The sequence below is a fragment of the Streptomyces sp. NPDC019396 genome (assembly GCF_040632375.1).
Classification (GTDB): domain Bacteria; phylum Actinomycetota; class Actinomycetes; order Streptomycetales; family Streptomycetaceae; genus Streptomyces.
Genome location: NZ_JBEYBS010000010.1, coordinates 40891 through 55940 on the forward strand (window position 1 = coordinate 40891; position 15050 = coordinate 55940).

The window sequence follows — 15050 nt, forward strand, 5'->3', positions numbered from 1 at the left end:
GGTCAGCTCCCCCGTACCGACTGCTGCGAGCCGCTCCGTATCGCCGAGCGGAGCGCGAACGCGCCCGCCAGCTCGACGATGCCCAGCAGTACGAGCCACAGGCCGAGCAGCCTGGCCAGTGCGACCGCGGAGTCCAGGGGGAAGGCCAGGACGACGATTCCGGCGATCACGCCCAGCACTCCGGTGGCGAAGGTGACGCCGCGGTGACGTCTGCCGCGGTCCGTGACGGCGACGAAGGCCGTCAGCAGGCCCGACAGCAGCCATACCGCACCGACGATCAGAGACAGTGCGGCGACGGTCTGGAGCGGGTTGCGCAGCACCAGGACCCCGGCGAGCACCGCCACCACCGCGATGAGCACGCCGGACAGCCTGCCGCCTTCGTGGCCGCCGTTCCGCGAGAGCGCGGTGACGAAGCGGAAGCCTCCGGCGATCAGCAGCTGGAGGCCGATGATGACCGCGAGGACGTGCAGGGTCTCGTTGGGCCAGACGAGCACGAGGATCCCTGGGATCAGGGTCGCCAGGGCCAGGCCGAGTGCCCAGCCCCATGAGCCACCCACCTCGCCGAGGACGTCGAGGGGATCCTTCGGGCCGTGCCCGTCGTGGAAACCGGAGGATGTGGTCATGGCACGCCTCCCTCCTCCTGCCGCCAGTGTCCGGCAGCCGGCCGGCCGGGGACTCACCCGCCAGGAGTGATTCCCGGGCCGGGACCGCCGTCAGGCCGCCCGGCTATGCCGTGTCCGCGCGGACGATGACGACCGGGCACTTGGCGTGCTGCGCCACCTGCTGACTCACGGAACCCAGCAGCATCCGGGCGAAGCCGCCGCGACCCCGGCTGCCGACCACCAGCAGCTCGGCTCCGTCCGACGCGGCGAGCAGCACTTCGACGGGGTTGCCCCGGGTCAGGTGGTGGTCCACCCGGGTGCCCCCGGTGTCGCCCAGGACCTTGCGGAGCTCGTCGGCGAGCGCGGTGCTGGCGTTCTCCTGATCGAGGTCGGCGTCCACGGCGGGTGCGGACCAGCCGTGGGCACCCGGTACCTCGTACGCCCCGACCGCCTCCACCGTGGCTCCGATCAGCGCGGCGTGCCGTACGGCCCAGCGCAGCGCGGCGTACGACGAGGGTGAACCATCGACGCCCACCACGACACGCAGGGCCGGTTCGTGCGTGCTCATCCTGCTCACCTTTCTCGCGGTCCCCGTCATCCACGCTGCGCGACGCGGGCCGGGTCCGCCAGGCGAGGGCGGCCGGTCAGCGCTCCAGGCGTGCCTGGCTGACCGCGAGCGCCGCCGCCATGATGCTGAGCTGGGGGTTGACCTCGGGGCAGCCCGGCAGCACGGACGCGTCCGCGATCAGCACACCGTGTACGCCGCGCAGACGCCCTGCCCCGTCGGCCGGGAAACGCTCCGGGTCGGCGCCCGCGGCCACCGTGCCGGTGGGGTGGTAGGCGGACAGATGCAGTTGCCCCGGGCCGACCCGGGCGAGCACCTCGTCCAGCTCCGCCAGGGTGCGTACGCGGGGTGCCACCGGGATCCCCGTGAGGACCTCGTCCGCTCCCGCGGCGAGGAGCAGCTCCCCCATGGCCCGGACGGCGTGGATCAGCCGTCCGGCGTCACGGTGGTCGAGGTCGTAGCGGAGCAGGGTCCGGTCACGCCCGATCACGCGTCCGGAGGGGCGGTCGGCGATCATGGCTCCGAGTGTGGCCAGCCGGTCGGCCGCATCGAGTTCGCGCCTCAGCTCGCTGCCGAGCCCCGGCAGGACGAACGAACCCATGCCGGGCGGGGTCGCGGTGGCCTCGATGAGTACGCCTGCGTGATGGTGCTCCTCCACTCCGACGCTCTGGAGCACACCTTCCCAGGCGGTGACGGGCTCGGCGAAGCGTCCGGCGACGCTCGTGGCCGGGTGGACACTGAGGTTGCGGCCCAGGCGCGGGTGGCCGCCGAGCCCTGAGCGGCGCAGCAGCGGCGGTGACTGGAGGGCGCCCGCGGCGACCACGACCAGCGGGGTGAGGATCTCGAAGACGCCGCCGTCCTCGCCTCGTATCCGTACGCCCGCGGCGCGCGGGCCTCCGGGGCGGTCGCGGTCGACCAGGATCCGCCGCACCTCGGCACCGGTGACGATATGCGCCCCGGCCGCGCAGGCTTCCGGCAGCACCGACAGCTGCACACTCTGCTTGGCGCCGCTCGGGCAGCCGACCACACACTGGCAGGAGCCCTGGCAGCCGGGGGCGTTGCGACGCAGCGGTGCCGCCTGCCAGCCGAGCCGTTCTGCGCCCGCGAGGGCGAGCCGGCCGTTGTTGCCGAGTACGTCGAGGGGCTGGGTGGCTACGCGCAGGGTACGTTCGGCCTCGTCGAGGCAGGGCCCGAGACGCTCGGCGAGCGCCCAGCCGAATTCCCGGGTCCACCGGGTGAGGACATGGTCCGGTGTCCGGTAGCAGGTGCCCGAGTTGACGACGGTGGTGCCGCCCACCGCCCGGCCCACGGGCAGCAGCAGCGGCTGGCGGCCGATGGCGACGGTGGCGCCGCCGTCCCGGTAGAGCTCGGCGAAACGGTCGAGCGGGGCCCGCCGGCCGAACGACTCGGTGGAGTGGTGGTGGCCCTCTTCCAGGACGACCACGTCAAGGCCCGCGCGGGCCAGGGTGCGTGCCGCCATCGCGCCGCCCGCTCCGGAGCCGATCACGACGGCGTCCGCGGTGGACCGCGCGGGCCACCGGGCGGACGGTGTGCAGTCGAGCGGGGGGTCCTTACGGGGCAGCAGCGGTGACCGCAGGCCGCCGTTCTCGAGCATCCGCTCGGTACCGGCGGCGAGCAGCACCGGCACCTTGAGCACGTCGAGCAACGGGGCGAGCCGCGGCCGGGCGCCGAGTCCCGCGAGCACGGCGTCCCGCTCTTCTCCGCTGAGACGGGCGAGCCCGCGTCCGGTGCGGGCGACGGCGTAGGCGTCGATGGTGCGGGCGGCGGCCCGTATCCCGGCGCGGGCGGGCAGCGGCATCGTCTTCAGGACCGAGTCCAGCCTCCCGGGTACCCGCGCGGGCCATGTGTCGCTGCCGTCGTCGGCGATCAGCGCTGCCACGAAACCCCCGAGGCTCCCCGTACCGGCGTGGCTCATCGGGTCCCCACCTCCGCGTGCGCCGTGCCCGTCAGCGTCCATCGCGCCTCAGTGCTCCAACCGCCCCACCGCCGGCGCTCCAGGAGCACGTGCGCGTCGGCGCTTTCGCTGTTGCGGCAGACGGCCTGTGCCCCGTCGGGGTCGGTGTAGTCGAGCGCCAGGGTGCGCTCGTCGGGCTGGGTGACCTCGACGCGGATACGCCGCAGCCCCGCCCGACCGGTCACCGTCCAGGTGGGGAGCCCGATGGCCGCGTGGAAGCGCCCTATCCCGGCCCAGCCGACGGCCGAGCGCTCCGCCCGTCGCGGCCAGGTGCGTCCGTCCTTGCGCAGCCTGAGAAAGACCAGGGGCGGCAGGCGTCGCAGTCCGGGCCGCATGGAGACCGCGGCGACGATTTCCAGCACGTCTCCCCCGCCGAGGTCCGCGTGGAGCCAGGACCAGCGGCGGGCGTTGCCGTGGCCGTAGATCCGGGCGGAGGCCCCGGGTGCCGAGTCGAGCGTGAGGGTGGTGTCCCCGTACGAGAAGGTGCCGCGGTACGTGGCGCGCGCGGCGGGGAGGATCTGGGCCGCCGGGAGCAGCGGGCGCTGCCAGGACCAGCGAGGGAAGGTGAACAGCGGCGTGTCGGTGGGCTGTTCGGCGAGTTCCCAGTGCAGGGCGCCGGCCGCTCCGGTGAGCCGCCCGGGCTCGGCCGAGATCCCTTCGGCGGCGAAGCCGGTCTCGCCGCCGGTCCACTTGGCGGGCCCGAACCGGGCGTGCCGCACCGGCTCGTCCTTGGGGAACACGGCGGCCCAGCCGTGCGCGTAGGGTTCGGATCCGTCCGCGGGAGCGACGAGTTCGTGGTGGAGCCACACACCGGTGCCGGTACCCGGGTCGGTCAGGGTGGTGTACCAGACCTCCGTACGGCCGGGCTCGCCGTGCCAGCGGGGTGCCATCAGCGGGCCGGCGTCCTCCGGGCGCGGAAGCCCGGGGCCCGGAAGCGCCGAACCTGGAAGCGCGGAACGCGGGACCTCACGGCGCGGGAAGCGGAAGCTCGCCAGGAAGGGCAGCAGGCCCGTGGCCACGGGGAACCGCAGGGTGCCCGTGCCGATGGGGGCGCCGTCCTCGTACAGCGTGTACGGCAGCACGGTCATCGAGGTCACCGGCCGCAGGGGGGTCACGGACTTCCAGCCGTCGAGGCTGAGGCGGCGACCGCCGGCGGTGAACGAAAGCCGGTAGCGGATACGGCGCCTGGCGAGCGGCGAGATCTCCAACTCACCCTCGGTGCCCGGGTCGTCCGCCCAGTCGGCGATGCGTATCCGGCCGCTGGTGGCCGCGTGGGTGGTGCCGAAGAGGCTCAGCACCCGGTCCGCCGACACGCTCAGGTCGAGACGGACCCGGCGGGTCCTGTCCTCGCCGTCGAGCCGGACGGTGCCGAGCATCGTCTCGCGGAAGTCCGTGCCACGGGTGCCGCCGGTCAGGATGCCGCTGCTCGTGCTCATGCGAGTCCCTCCAGCATGATCCGCTCGGTCGCCGTCAGATACGCCTCGGCCGCGGCCCTGGCGCCGCTCTCGTCACCGGCCGCCACGCACTCGACCACGGGCGCGAGCCGTGCGTGGGCGGCTTCGGCGTCCGCGAATGGGCCGACCAACGCGGCCCGTACGGGGAGATAGGCGTTGAAGAGGGTGTTGGTGAGCAGGACGTAGACGCGGTTGTCGGTCGCGCGGGCCAGAGCCCGGTGCACGTCGATATCGGCGAGCTGCACCGCGTCGGGGGTCCCGGCGGCCCCCACGGCCGCCAGCAGGGTCCGCAGCTCGGCGCGGTGCTCCCCGGTGGCCCGGGCCGCGGCCCGTGCGGCGATCAACGCACCGATGCCCCGCCGCACTTCGAAGATCTCGCCGATCCAGTCCGGGCTGTGGCGGACCAGCATGGGCAGCAGGTCCGCCCCTCCGAAGCGCGCGTAGTCGCGCACCCTGGTGCCGACACCGTGCCGGGTCTCCAGGAGGCCGGCCTGGGCGAGGCGGCCGAAGGCGTGCTTGAGGGTGGTGCGGGTGACGCCGTAGCCGTCGGCGAGCTGGCGTTCGGGCGGCAGATAGCTGCCCGCGGGATGGCGCCCGGTGAAGATGTCGTCACGCAGACGGCTCTCGAGGACGTCGACGATGGTTTCGCGGGGCAGTGCCTCCACGCGGTCCCTCCCAGTGGTTCAGTGGATGAGCCACTGAACCAAGAGGAGTTGGCGAAGTCAATGGGCGCGACCAGCCCGATGACCCGGCAGTTGAGCCGGCCCCCCAGGGGGAGACTTCACGAACGGGCCCACTAGATGGGACATACATCCGGAAGCGGGCATCGGAAATCGGGCATATGGTTTCAGGGGTACGGTGCCGCTCCGGTGACCGAGGAGGCTCTGATGTCCGAGCTGGTAGTCATCGGCTACGACAGCCCCCAGACCGCTCACGAGGCCCTCAGGACGGTGCAGCGGATGCCGAGCGACACGGTCGCCGATCTCACCGGGGTCGCGGTCGTCTCGGTGGACGAGTCGGGCGAGACGCACGTGGACACGCCGCGCCGGGATGACAGGATCGCGCTCTCGGCCACCTCGGGTGCCCTCTGGGCGATGGTCATCGGACTGCTCGTCGCCACGCCGGCCCTCGGCGTACTGGGCGCGGCGATCGGCGGACTCTACGGGAAGCTGCGCACGATGGGGGTCGACGACACCTTCCGCGAGCAGGTCCGCTCGCTCCTGGAGCCCGGTTCCGCAGCGGTCGTGATCATGGCTTCGGGTATCGGCGAGGAGGAGTTCGCCGCGGCGATGCGGCCGCACGGGGGCACCGTACTGAAGACCTCGTTCGACGAGGAGGCCGAGACAGAGCTCGCCGAGCAACTCACCGGCTCCGCGTAGGCACGACCCGCATCCGGACGGCACCTCGGCGCCGTCCGGATGCCGCACCAACCCCCGCATGCGCAGAAAGGGCTCCGATGCACCCTTCTCTCAGCTCCGAAACACTCGCCCGACTGCGGAGGCAGCACCCTTATCCCGCCGTGTCGCTGCTCATGCCCACGCATCGCCGTGAGCCGGACAAAGAGCAGGATCCCGTCCGGCTGCGCAACCTGATGGCCGAAGCGAAGGAACAGCTGGAGACCGATCCCGACGTCCCCCGGGCCACCCGCATCGCCATCACCGAGGAGTTGAACCGCGCGATGCAGGAGATCGACCTGGTGCACGCCGAGGACGGCCTGGTCGTCTTCGCCGCCCCCGGGGAACACGAGGTGTGGATGCTCGGCCGGACCGTGCCGGAACGCGTGGTGCTCTCCGACACGTATCTGACCCGCAATCTCGTTTCGGCCCAGGCCGCGGAACGCCCGTTCTGGGTGCTGGCCATCTCGTCCGACCACGTCACGCTGTGGAGCGGCACGGCCGGCCGGCTCACCGAGATCCACCGGGGTGCCTTCCCGATGACCCGGGTCTTCGAGAACTTCGACGCCGAACGCCGCGAGCGGATCGGCGATGTGCCGAGCACCTTCACCGACGAGGCCACCCGCCAGTTCCTGAAAGCCTCGGACACCGCGATGGGCACACTGCTCAGGACCGACCCCAGGGCGCTGTACGTGGTGGGCGAGCCCGCCGCGCTCTCGCTGCTCGACCACGCGGGGACGGTGTCCAAGGGCAAGGCCGTCCACGTCCCGATGGGCGGTCTGCAGCACGGTCCTGCGGATGCCCTCTGGCAGGCGGTGCGCCCCCATGCCGAGGCCCGGGCGCGGCAGGAGGTCGAAGGCGTGCTCGCGGAGCTGGACCGGGCCCGTGGGCGGCGTGCCTTCGCCGCCGGGCTGGACGAGATCCACCAGAACGTGATGTCCGGCCGGGTCGCGCTGCTGGCGGTGGAGGAGAACTACCGCGAGACCGTCCGCAATTCCGGTGGCCACCTCCTGCCGGCCGAGCCCGGCGACCGGGGCGCCCTCGACGACATCGTGGACGAGATCGTCGAGAAGTCCCTGGAGACCGGTGCGCAGGTGCGCTTCGTGCCCGACGGCACGCTCGCCGGGGTGGGCGGGATAGCCAGCGCCCTGCGGTACTGACGCCATCGACCGCTCCGGTACCGCGGTAGTGCGGCACTGACGCCGCTGAACGTCCGCCGGTGCCCTGCCCTGACCCGTCCCGTCTGGGGGCAGGGCACGGGCGCGCGGCCGTCCCGGACCGAACGCCCACCGGACGCGCACCGGAAGCAGGGCTCCCGGCCTTTCCGGGAGTCGACGGTGGGATGACGGCTCGGCGAACCACCCGCGCGGCGCGTTGATCCCTCACTCCCGTTCGCCTTGACTCGGCCCCGGGCCGTTCGCCGCCGACCCAGGCCGTACGCCCGTGCATCGTGCCGGTGACCAGAGAGACGGCTTTGGGGGTCGTTCACAGTGCGCTTGCCCTTGGTGACCCACGAATCTCCGGGGAGCACACGAGCGCTCGGGGCCGCGCTCGACGACTCACCGATGTCGCGGCTGCATCTGAGGTTCTGGCTGCTGGCCGGGCTCGGCATCATGCTCGACGGCTTCGACTTCTTCATCATCGGCGTGGCGAATCCTCTGATCGCCAGGGACTTCGGTGTGGGCGCGGCCGAACAGGGGCTGCTCTCGGCCGCCGCGATCGTCGGTGCCGCGCTCGGCGCCGCGCTGCTGGGTCCGCTCGGCGACCGGCTCGGGCGCAGCCGGATCTTCCGCGTCGACCTGTGGTTGTTCGTCGTGTTCTCGGTGGCCTGCGCCTGCGCCTGGGACATCTGGTCGCTGATCGCCTTCCGGCTGCTGCTCGGGGTGGCGGTGGGCCTGGACTACCCGATCGCGGCGAGCTACCTGGCGGAGATCCTGCCCAGCCGCAACCGGGGACGCTGGCTGGTCGGCGCGTTCAGCCTCCAGGCGGCGGGCATCCTGCTGGGGTCCGTGGTCGGTGTGGTGACCCTGCTCCTGCTCCCGGACCTCGGCTCCTGGCGGCTGATGCTCGGATTCGGTGTGCTTCCCGCCCTGCTCATCATCGTGCTCCGGCGGAGAATGCCCGAGAGCCCCCGCTGGCTCGCCCGCAACGGCCATGAGCAGGAGGCCTGCGCGGTGGGACAGGCGATGACCGGACACCGGATCCACCTCACACAGCAGGACTGCGAGCGCCATGCCCCGCCCCCGGAGGGCCTGCGCGCCTTCGTCCAGCCGCAGTTGTTCTCGCGGAGGCTGCTGCGACGCACGGTCTTCACGGCAGTGCCGTGGTTCCTGATGGACATCGCGACCTACGGCGTGGGCATCTTCACCCCCACACTGCTCGCCGGGTTCGCACTGGGCGGCGCGAACGCCACCTTCATCGCCGACGACATCGTGTCCACCGAGGGCACCGCCGCGCTGGACGTGTTCCTCGTGGTCGGGTTCGCGCTGGCGATCGCCCTGGTCGACCGGGTGGGCCGGGTCCCGCTCCAGCTCGTCGGCTTCGCCATGATGACGTTCGCGCTGTGCCTGCTGGCGGTGTCGGACGAGCTCCACGGGGGGTCCCCGGCCCACCTCGCGATGGTCTTCACCGGCTTCGCCATGTTCAACGTCTTCATGAACACGGGCCCCAACGCGACGACCTTCGCCCTGCCCGCGGAGGTCTTCCCCGCCGACGTACGAGCCGCGGGCCACGGCTTCGCGGCCGGCTGCGGAAAGGCCGGCGCCGCGCTGGGGACGTTCCTCTTCCCGGTGCTTCTGGCGGACATCGGCCAGAGCGCACTCCTGTACGGCATCGCTGTGACGAGCGCCCTCGCCTTCGTCGTCACGCTGGCCTTCCGCATCGAGCCCGCAGGGCGCTCGCTCGACGAGCTCACCGGTGAGGAAGCCACCGCCGTCGCCCCGCGCGTGGCCCCGCCGTAGACCGGGCGGTGCGCGTGCTCGGTCCAGCGGCGATGCGTTCAGCGAGTGCCCGGGGCCCGTCCGGCGAACACGTCCAGTGGGCGCTCGCCGGGCCGGACGACCGGCGTCACCTGCCGCTTCCCCGGCCGAGGGCCGGATAGTCGGTGTAACCGCGGTGGTCGCCGCCGTAGTAGGTGGACTCGTCCGGTGTGCTGAACGGGCCGTCGGTGCCGTGTTGCGGATCCTTGATCAGCGCACCGGTCGCACCGTCTGCGGCATCAGGGAACGCGGTCATAAGAGGTCTGCTCCTTCACCTGGTTGATGTCGTGGCACCGCCGGTCCTTTCGCACCGGTGGACGCTGGACGAGCAGGACCGCAGCCACTACTGTCACCGCGCCCGCCCCTTGGACGACCGTCAGCCCCTGGTTCAGGAAGACGTAGCCGAGGAGAGTCGCCGCGAGCGGACTGGCGAAGCCCAGTAGTGACACCGTCAATGCGGGTAGCCGCTCGATGCCGCGGAACCAGACGGCATAGGCCAGGAAGGCTCCGATGAAGCCGAGGTAGGCAAAACCAGCAGCGTTCTGCCAGGTCAGGCGCGCCGGAAGGTCTTCACCCAGCAAGGCGACCGGAGTGAGCAACAGGCCGCCGACGGCGAGCTGCCAGCCGGTGAAGGTGAGCAGACCGACCCCTGGCGGGCGGCCCCAGCGCTTTGTCAGGACGATTCCGGATGCCATACAGGCAGCCGCGCTCACGCCGGCGAGCACGCCCACTGCATCCAGGTCAGCCTTGGGGCCCACGACCAGCAGCCCGACTCCGGCCACTCCGAGCAGGCATGCGGCCACATGCCAGCCGCGAACCGCTTCGTGCAGCAGCAGCGCGGACAGCACCAGGACGAGGACCGGCTGGACGGAACCCACGAGCGAGGCAACACCACCTGGCAGGTGGTAGGCGGCGACGAAGAGCAGGTAGAAGAAGCCACCGATGTTCAGGGCTCCCAGGACCGACGCGCGCCACCACCATCGGCCGTGCGGAAGCGTCCGTCCCACCGCGGTCAGGATCAGACCGCCCGGTAGGGCGCGGACAGCGGCAGCGAGCAGCGGCCGGTCGGGCGGCAGCAGCTCAGTCGTCACCAGGTACGTACTCCCCCACACCATGGGTGCCAGGGCGGTCAGAGCGGAGTCGAAGCCGGCGCGGTTCTTCACGACGCAGCCGCAGGCGAGACCGTGCCGAAGAACCTGCCGCCGAAATCGCCGATGCCGGGAACCATGAAGGCGCGCCCGTTGAGCCCGTCCTCCACAGCCGACGTGACGATCTTCAAGCCGGGGGCGGCACGGCAGACGCGCTCCAGCGCCTGGGGCGATGCGAGGGACGACGCGTCCTTGTCACGGATGACCGTATGCATCGCCCGTAGCTGATTGGTCTGCGGCAGCAGAACCACATTGCCCACAGTCGTCACGGCGAAGACCCCCTCCTGGCTGGCGAGTGCGGCAACTCCCCACCGTTCAGGGGGTGTTGCCGGGAGCATTCAGGCGGTCTCCGCCCTGCCCCCTGGCTCGACATCAAACCATACGTGATCAAACGTTCCGATGCAGAACCATACGATGTCGAACTATTCGAGATGCTAAAGGGCTGCTAGCCTGGCGTCAAAACGATTCGATGTTGAAGAATCTGGTGTTGAAATGAACGACGTAGTCGACATGATCCTGGCCCAATGGGCCAATACGCGCCCAGACCTGGATGTTTCGCCCATGGCGCCCGTCGGCCGCATCCACCGCGCCTACCGGCTGCTCTCGAAAGAGATCAGCACCCACATGCACACCCACGGCCTCGAAGCCTGGGAGTTCGACATGCTGGCCACCCTCCGGCGCTCCGGCCCTCCGCACACACTGACCCCGAAAGACCTCGTGGCCACCTCGATGGTCGGCTCGTCCGCACTCACCAACCGGGTGGATCGCCTGGTCAAGCGCAACCTCGTGACACGCCAGACCGACCCCGAGAACCGCCGCCGCCTGCTCATCACCATCACCGACGAGGGACTCGCACTCGTCGACCGGGTCGTCTCGAGCCACGTGGAGAACGAGCGCCGCCTGCTCAACGGGCTCCACGAGGACGAACGCAAAAGCCTCGACGGCCTGCTCCGGAAACTCCTGCTGTCCCTCGGAGACTCCGCCCCCTCGACACAGTCCTCGGGTCGACCGGGAAGCACGGGCACTTCATGACCAGATGATCCACCTCGCCTGAGGCGTCCGGCAGGCGCGGCAACCGGCCACGTGCAACGTGCGCGGTTGCCGCCGCATTTCCGCCACGTGAGCGCCGGCAACACTGCTGGGGCGACCGGACAGCAGCAACCCGGGAAGCGCCAGCACACGGACTGGGGCGGGCCCGCCGTTTCCTGACGGGACGTGGAATCATCCCTCGAACGGCGCTCCGCGAGGCGAGAGCTCATCTCGCCGCATTGCCCGCGGCGGCCGGGGCCCAGGAAGCCGGGGACTGCTGGGACATGGCGGTGCAGGAGGCGGGAGTTGGCTGCTCGTCTCCGGCATCCTCGACCACCAGCTGACGATCAGCGAGACGGTCAGGGCCCGGGATCTTCCCTGTGCACAAAGAAATGGGGTGCGAGGGAGACCCTCACACCCCAGATCCTTCAGTGCCGTCATGCTCGGCTTACGCGGACGGCACGGACGGCCGGTCAGACGATCCGACCGCCGAAGGGGCCGCCCAAGCCGTAGTAGGTGCCCAGCGTTTCGTGATAGCCGGGGTCACCGAGGTGCTTGTCCCGGTGGAATTCGGGGGCGTCCTTGATCTGGTCCTTCGTCCTGTCGACGTAGATCTTCCGTTCCTCCACGTCGATGCGGCTCACCGTGCTTGCCGGGAGGAGCACTTCCCTGCCGAAGATCCATGCACCCGTGTCCACCACCAGGTACGCGTCGGTGACCTCATCGGAGTGCTTGTCGACCTTGCCGATGCTGCCGTCGGTCGCCTCGACCTTGTAACCGGTCAGGTCGGTCCCTGCCAGGTGGCCCGCCGTGGACTTGTAGCTCCACATCTCAGTCACGCTGAATCCTCCCTGCATATCGAGGCAGGCTTTCCGCCCCGATTTCGCCTTTCCGGGCTACGGGCTTCAGAGCCCGCTGGTCCTTCGCCGTCCTCGGTCGTCTGCCCCCGGATTCCCGAAGGACACACGCCGTGTTCCCCGCGCCGCGTGCACTCGGCGGTCCCTCTTCGGCCGGCGGAGGTGTCCGCGCGCGGCTTCCCGCTCGCGCGGCGAGCGACCGGGCGGCCGCCACGCTGGGGCGCCGTCACTCGGCCGGGGAGTCGTCCGAGGTGTAGCGGGAACGGGCCCAGAGGGGAAGGACCAGCCAGCAGACGAGGTACCAGGCGAAGACCCCGGCGACGAGGTAGGGCACGAAGCCGTCGTGCGTCGCGGTCCGCAGGATCAGGAAGAGCGCCGAGATCAGAGTGGCGAGCAGGAGCACCAGCCCCAGGAACGTGAGCCGTGACGCCCAGACGACCATCATCGGCTTGATGCTCCGCCCTGAGACGATCCGATGGAACGCCACCGGCCCTATGAGCGCCCCCGTGGCCAGCGACCCCAGGATGACCGTCACGATGTAGATGGTCCTGTCGGTCTGGCCCAGCTTCTGGAAGGCGGGTGTGAACACGACCGTGAGCAGGAACCCGAAGAGGATCTGCACACCTGTCTGTGTCACCCGTATCTCCTGGACGAGCTCCTGCCAGCGCCGGTCCGCCCGCTCGTCCTCCGTCTCGCCGCGGCTGTCGCCTCGACCGGCTTCGCCGGATACTTCGTCTGCGCTCATGTCGTCTCCTCTTCCTGGACGGTCACGGACGTGTACCCCCGCAAGCCGTGAACCTGCCAAAATCCCGATCGGCGTGGCCGGCACGCGGGATGCCCGCGGCCCACATGACCCCGGCTGCCGCAAGGTCGATACTGGTGAACGAGGCTCCGTCCGCCTCACGCACCAGATCTGAGCAGGAAGAGCACCGGTCGGAGAGTCACCCGCTGAGCTCCCTAGGAGAAGGCATGAAGATGCTGATCAATGTCCCGGAGACGGTCGTCGCGGATGGGCTGCGGGGGATGGCCGCCGCGCACCCCGAGCTGCGGGTGGACGTGGAGAACCGGGTGGTGGTGCGGAGCGACGCGCCCGTCTCCGGGAAGGTGGCGCTGGTGTCCGGGGGCGGTTCCGGGCACGAGCCGTTGCACGCGGGGTTCGTGGGCCCGGGAATGCTGAGCGGGGCTTGCCCTGGGGAGGTGTTCACCTCACCCGTGCCCGACCAGATGGTGCGTGCGGCCGCGGCGGTCGACAGCGGGGCCGGGGTGCTGTTCGTGGTCAAGAACTACACGGGCGACGTCCTGAACTTCGACATGGCGGCCGAGCTGGCCGAGGACGAGGGTGTCCAGATCGCCAAAGTGCTGGTCAACGATGACGTGGCGGTGACGGACAGCCTCTATACGGCGGGCCGGCGCGGGACGGGCGCGACACTGTTCGTCGAGAAGATCGCGGGGGCGGCCGCCGAGGAGGGCGCTCCGCTGGAGCGGGTCGAGTCGATCGCACGCGAGGTGAACGCACGGTCGCGGAGCTTCGGTGTGGCGCTGACCGCCGTGACGACGCCCGCGAAGGGGTCCCCCACCTTCGATCTGCCGGCCGGTGAGCTGGAGCTCGGCATCGGTATCCACGGTGAGCCGGGGCGCGAGCGCCGGGCGATGATGACGTCCCGTGAGATCGCGGACTTCGCGGTCGACGCCGTGCTGGAGGACCTGAAGCCGTCGACTCCGGTGCTGTTGCTCGTCAACGGCATGGGGGCGACGCCGCTGCTGGAGCTGTACGGGTTCAACGCCGAGGTGCACCGGGTGCTCGGGGAGCGGGGCGTGCCGGTGGCCCGTACCCTCGTCGGGAACTACGTGACCTCGCTCGACATGGCCGGTTGCTCGGTGTCGGTGTGCGCGATGGACGAGGACCTGATGAGGCTGTGGGACGCGCCGGTGCAGACTCCGGCGCTGCGGTGGGGCCGCTGATCCGATGGACCCCGTACGTGCCACGGAACCGGGAATAGGAGTGCACGTGTCCGAGACCCTCGACACCGGGTTCTTCCGCCGCTGGATGTACGTCACGGCCGACACCATGGCCCGTGAGGCGGCGCAGCTCACCGAGCTCGACTCGGCGATCGGCGACGCGGACCACGGCATCAACATGCAGCGTGGGTTCACCGCCGTCAAGGCCGCGCTGGAGAACGACGCGCCCGACACCCCGGGAGCCATGCTGGTGCTGGCCGGGCGGCAGCTGATCTCGACGGTCGGTGGAGCTTCGGGGCCGCTGTACGGGACGCTGCTGCGGCGGGCGGGCAAGATGCTCGGCGACGGCACGGAGGTGTCGCGGGAGCGGCTCACCGAAGCGCTGCGGGCGGGAGTCGCGGCGGTCGCACAGCTCGGCGGGGCGAAGGCCGGGGACAAGACGATGCTGGACGCGCTGGAGCCGGCCGTGGAGGCGCTGGGCGAGTCGTTCGCCGCGGCCCGGGAGGCCGCGGAGCGGGGCGCCGCCGCCACCGTGCCGATGCTGGCGCGCAAGGGCAGGGCCAGTTATCTGGGCGAGCGCAGTATCGGGCACCAGGACCCGGGCGCGACGTCGTCGGCCCTGCTGGTCGCCGCCCTCGTCCGGGCCGCGGCGGACGACGGTTCAGGGGAGGCGTCGTGAGCCTGGTGGGCATCGTCCTGGTCTCGCACAGCGCGGAGGTGGCCCTGTCGGTCGCCGCGATGGCCAGGGCACTGTCGGGCGGGGGTGAGACAGCGCCGATCGCCGCCGCGGGAGGCACGGTGGACGGCCGCTTCGGCACCAGCGCCGAGCTGATCTCGAACGCCGCGGCGGAGGTGGACCAGGGCGCGGGGGTGGCCGTGCTGGCGGATCTCGGCAGTGCCGTGCTGACCGTGAAGTCCCTGATCGCGGAGGGCGAGGAACTGCCCGACGGCACACGGCTGGTGGATGCTCCGTTCACCGAGGGCGCGGTGGCGGCGCTCGTCACGGCATCGGCGGGCGCGGATCTGGACGCGGTGGCGGCGGCGGCCACGGAGGCGTACGACTACCGCAAGGTGTGACGCCACGGCGCG

The 15050-nt window shown here is 71.1% G+C and carries 16 protein-coding genes and 1 pseudogene; 7 read left to right on the forward strand and 10 right to left on the reverse strand.

Annotated features, from left to right (window positions below):
- Nucleotides 1-2: 2 nt before the first annotated feature.
- The 5 genes from ABZ532_RS13860 to ABZ532_RS13880 form a co-directional block, all read right to left on the reverse strand.
- Nucleotides 3-623: a DUF308 domain-containing protein gene (locus ABZ532_RS13860; RefSeq protein ID WP_361282227.1), complete on the reverse strand. Its 621-nt coding sequence runs from the start codon at nt 621-623 to the stop codon at nt 3-5.
- A gap of 103 nt (nt 624-726) precedes the next feature.
- Complete coding sequence (locus ABZ532_RS13865; RefSeq protein ID WP_361282229.1) at nt 727-1170, reverse strand: universal stress protein; 444 nt, start codon at nt 1168-1170, stop codon at nt 727-729.
- A 76-nt stretch (nt 1171-1246) separates the two neighbouring features.
- Nucleotides 1247-3103, reverse strand: a complete 1857-nt coding sequence (locus ABZ532_RS13870; RefSeq protein ID WP_361282231.1) for a GMC family oxidoreductase — start codon at nt 3101-3103, stop codon at nt 1247-1249.
- Nucleotides 3100-4578, reverse strand: a complete 1479-nt coding sequence (locus ABZ532_RS13875; protein WP_361282233.1) for a hypothetical protein — start codon at nt 4576-4578, stop codon at nt 3100-3102. The genes ABZ532_RS13870 and ABZ532_RS13875 overlap by 4 nt, the downstream gene beginning before the upstream one ends.
- Nucleotides 4575-5261, reverse strand: a complete 687-nt coding sequence (locus ABZ532_RS13880; protein WP_361282235.1) for a GntR family transcriptional regulator — start codon at nt 5259-5261, stop codon at nt 4575-4577. Before ABZ532_RS13880 ends, ABZ532_RS13875 begins: the two co-directional genes overlap by 4 nt.
- Before the next feature lie 222 nt (nt 5262-5483).
- On the opposite strand from ABZ532_RS13880, the gene ABZ532_RS13885 reads away from it, so the two are divergent.
- The 3 genes from ABZ532_RS13885 to ABZ532_RS13895 all read left to right on the forward strand — a co-directional run bounded on the left by ABZ532_RS13885 (nt 5484) and on the right by ABZ532_RS13895 (nt 8950).
- Entirely contained in the window at nt 5484-5975 is a 492-nt protein-coding gene (locus ABZ532_RS13885; RefSeq protein ID WP_361282237.1) for a DUF1269 domain-containing protein, read from the forward strand.
- Between the two features lie 77 nt (nt 5976-6052).
- Entirely contained in the window at nt 6053-7150 is a 1098-nt protein-coding gene (locus ABZ532_RS13890) for a chemotaxis protein (protein ID WP_361282239.1), read from the forward strand.
- 345 nt (nt 7151-7495) lie between these two features.
- Nucleotides 7496-8950 carry an MFS transporter gene (locus tag ABZ532_RS13895; RefSeq protein ID WP_361282241.1) on the forward strand — a complete coding sequence of 485 codons (1455 nt, stop codon included), beginning with the start codon at nt 7496-7498 and terminating at the stop codon, nt 8948-8950.
- A 106-nt stretch (nt 8951-9056) separates the two neighbouring features.
- On the opposite strand, the gene ABZ532_RS13900 is transcribed toward ABZ532_RS13895, so the two are convergent.
- The 3 genes and pseudogenes from ABZ532_RS13900 to ABZ532_RS13910 form a co-directional block, all read right to left on the reverse strand.
- Complete coding sequence (locus ABZ532_RS13900; protein ID WP_361282243.1) at nt 9057-9224, reverse strand: hypothetical protein; 168 nt, start codon at nt 9222-9224, stop codon at nt 9057-9059.
- Entirely contained in the window at nt 9208-10131 is a 924-nt protein-coding gene (locus tag ABZ532_RS13905; RefSeq protein WP_361282245.1) for an EamA family transporter, read from the reverse strand. Before ABZ532_RS13905 ends, ABZ532_RS13900 begins: the two co-directional genes overlap by 17 nt.
- Nucleotides 10128-10301: pseudogene (locus ABZ532_RS13910) on the reverse strand (uracil phosphoribosyltransferase); the annotation flags it as partial. The gene ABZ532_RS13905 and the pseudogene ABZ532_RS13910, both read right to left, overlap by 4 nt.
- A 307-nt stretch (nt 10302-10608) precedes the next feature.
- On the opposite strand from ABZ532_RS13910, the gene ABZ532_RS13915 reads away from it, so the two are divergent.
- Nucleotides 10609-11148 carry a MarR family transcriptional regulator gene (locus tag ABZ532_RS13915; RefSeq protein WP_361282247.1) on the forward strand — a complete coding sequence of 180 codons (540 nt, stop codon included), beginning with the start codon at nt 10609-10611 and terminating at the stop codon, nt 11146-11148.
- A gap of 470 nt (nt 11149-11618) precedes the next feature.
- Here ABZ532_RS13915 and ABZ532_RS13920 read toward each other — a convergent pair whose 3' ends face one another.
- Complete coding sequence (locus ABZ532_RS13920) at nt 11619-11975, reverse strand: PRC-barrel domain-containing protein (protein WP_361282541.1); 357 nt, start codon at nt 11973-11975, stop codon at nt 11619-11621.
- Nucleotides 11976-12228: 253 nt separating this feature from the next.
- On the reverse strand, nt 12229-12747 hold the full coding sequence (locus ABZ532_RS13925) for a DUF6328 family protein (protein ID WP_361282249.1): 519 nt from the start codon (nt 12745-12747) through the stop codon (nt 12229-12231).
- A 224-nt stretch (nt 12748-12971) separates the two neighbouring features.
- Here ABZ532_RS13925 and dhaK point away from each other — a divergent pair, with 224 nt between their 5' ends.
- The 3 genes from dhaK (at nt 12972) to ABZ532_RS13940 (ending at nt 15038) form a co-directional block, all read left to right on the forward strand.
- A complete protein-coding gene (dhaK, locus tag ABZ532_RS13930; protein ID WP_361282251.1) occupies nt 12972-13964 on the forward strand; it encodes a dihydroxyacetone kinase subunit DhaK in 993 nt (330 codons plus the stop codon).
- An 85-nt stretch (nt 13965-14049) separates the two neighbouring features.
- Nucleotides 14050-14640: a dihydroxyacetone kinase subunit DhaL gene (gene dhaL / locus ABZ532_RS13935; protein WP_361282543.1), complete on the forward strand. Its 591-nt coding sequence runs from the start codon at nt 14050-14052 to the stop codon at nt 14638-14640.
- The gene (locus tag ABZ532_RS13940) at nt 14637-15038 is read left to right on the forward strand and encodes a PTS fructose transporter subunit IIA (protein ID WP_361282253.1); all 402 of its coding nucleotides are present in this window, start codon (nt 14637-14639) and stop codon (nt 15036-15038) included. Before dhaL ends, ABZ532_RS13940 begins: the two co-directional genes overlap by 4 nt.
- Nucleotides 15039-15050: the final 12 nt, after the last annotated feature.

Excerpts from the sequence above, each read along its gene's own strand:
- ABZ532_RS13860 (WP_361282227.1), bottom strand. The coding sequence starts at position 623 with ATGACCACATCCTCCGGTTTCCACGACGGGCACGGCCCGAAGGATCCC.
- ABZ532_RS13865 (WP_361282229.1), bottom strand. The coding sequence starts at position 1,170 with ATGAGCACGCACGAACCGGCCCTGCGTGTCGTGGTGGGCGTCGATGGT.
- ABZ532_RS13870 (WP_361282231.1), bottom strand. The coding sequence starts at position 3,103 with ATGAGCCACGCCGGTACGGGGAGCCTCGGGGGTTTCGTGGCAGCGCTG.
- ABZ532_RS13875 (WP_361282233.1), bottom strand. The coding sequence starts at position 4,578 with ATGAGCACGAGCAGCGGCATCCTGACCGGCGGCACCCGTGGCACGGAC.
- ABZ532_RS13885 (WP_361282237.1), top strand. The coding sequence starts at position 5,484 with ATGTCCGAGCTGGTAGTCATCGGCTACGACAGCCCCCAGACCGCTCAC.
- ABZ532_RS13890 (WP_361282239.1), top strand. The coding sequence starts at position 6,053 with ATGCACCCTTCTCTCAGCTCCGAAACACTCGCCCGACTGCGGAGGCAG.
- ABZ532_RS13900 (WP_361282243.1), bottom strand. The coding sequence starts at position 9,224 with ATGACCGCGTTCCCTGATGCCGCAGACGGTGCGACCGGTGCGCTGATC.
- ABZ532_RS13915 (WP_361282247.1), top strand. The coding sequence starts at position 10,609 with ATGAACGACGTAGTCGACATGATCCTGGCCCAATGGGCCAATACGCGC.
- ABZ532_RS13920 (WP_361282541.1), bottom strand. The coding sequence starts at position 11,975 with ATGTGGAGCTACAAGTCCACGGCGGGCCACCTGGCAGGGACCGACCTG.
- ABZ532_RS13925 (WP_361282249.1), bottom strand. The coding sequence starts at position 12,747 with ATGAGCGCAGACGAAGTATCCGGCGAAGCCGGTCGAGGCGACAGCCGC.
- dhaK (WP_361282251.1), top strand. The coding sequence starts at position 12,972 with ATGAAGATGCTGATCAATGTCCCGGAGACGGTCGTCGCGGATGGGCTG.
- dhaL (WP_361282543.1), top strand. The coding sequence starts at position 14,050 with ATGTACGTCACGGCCGACACCATGGCCCGTGAGGCGGCGCAGCTCACC.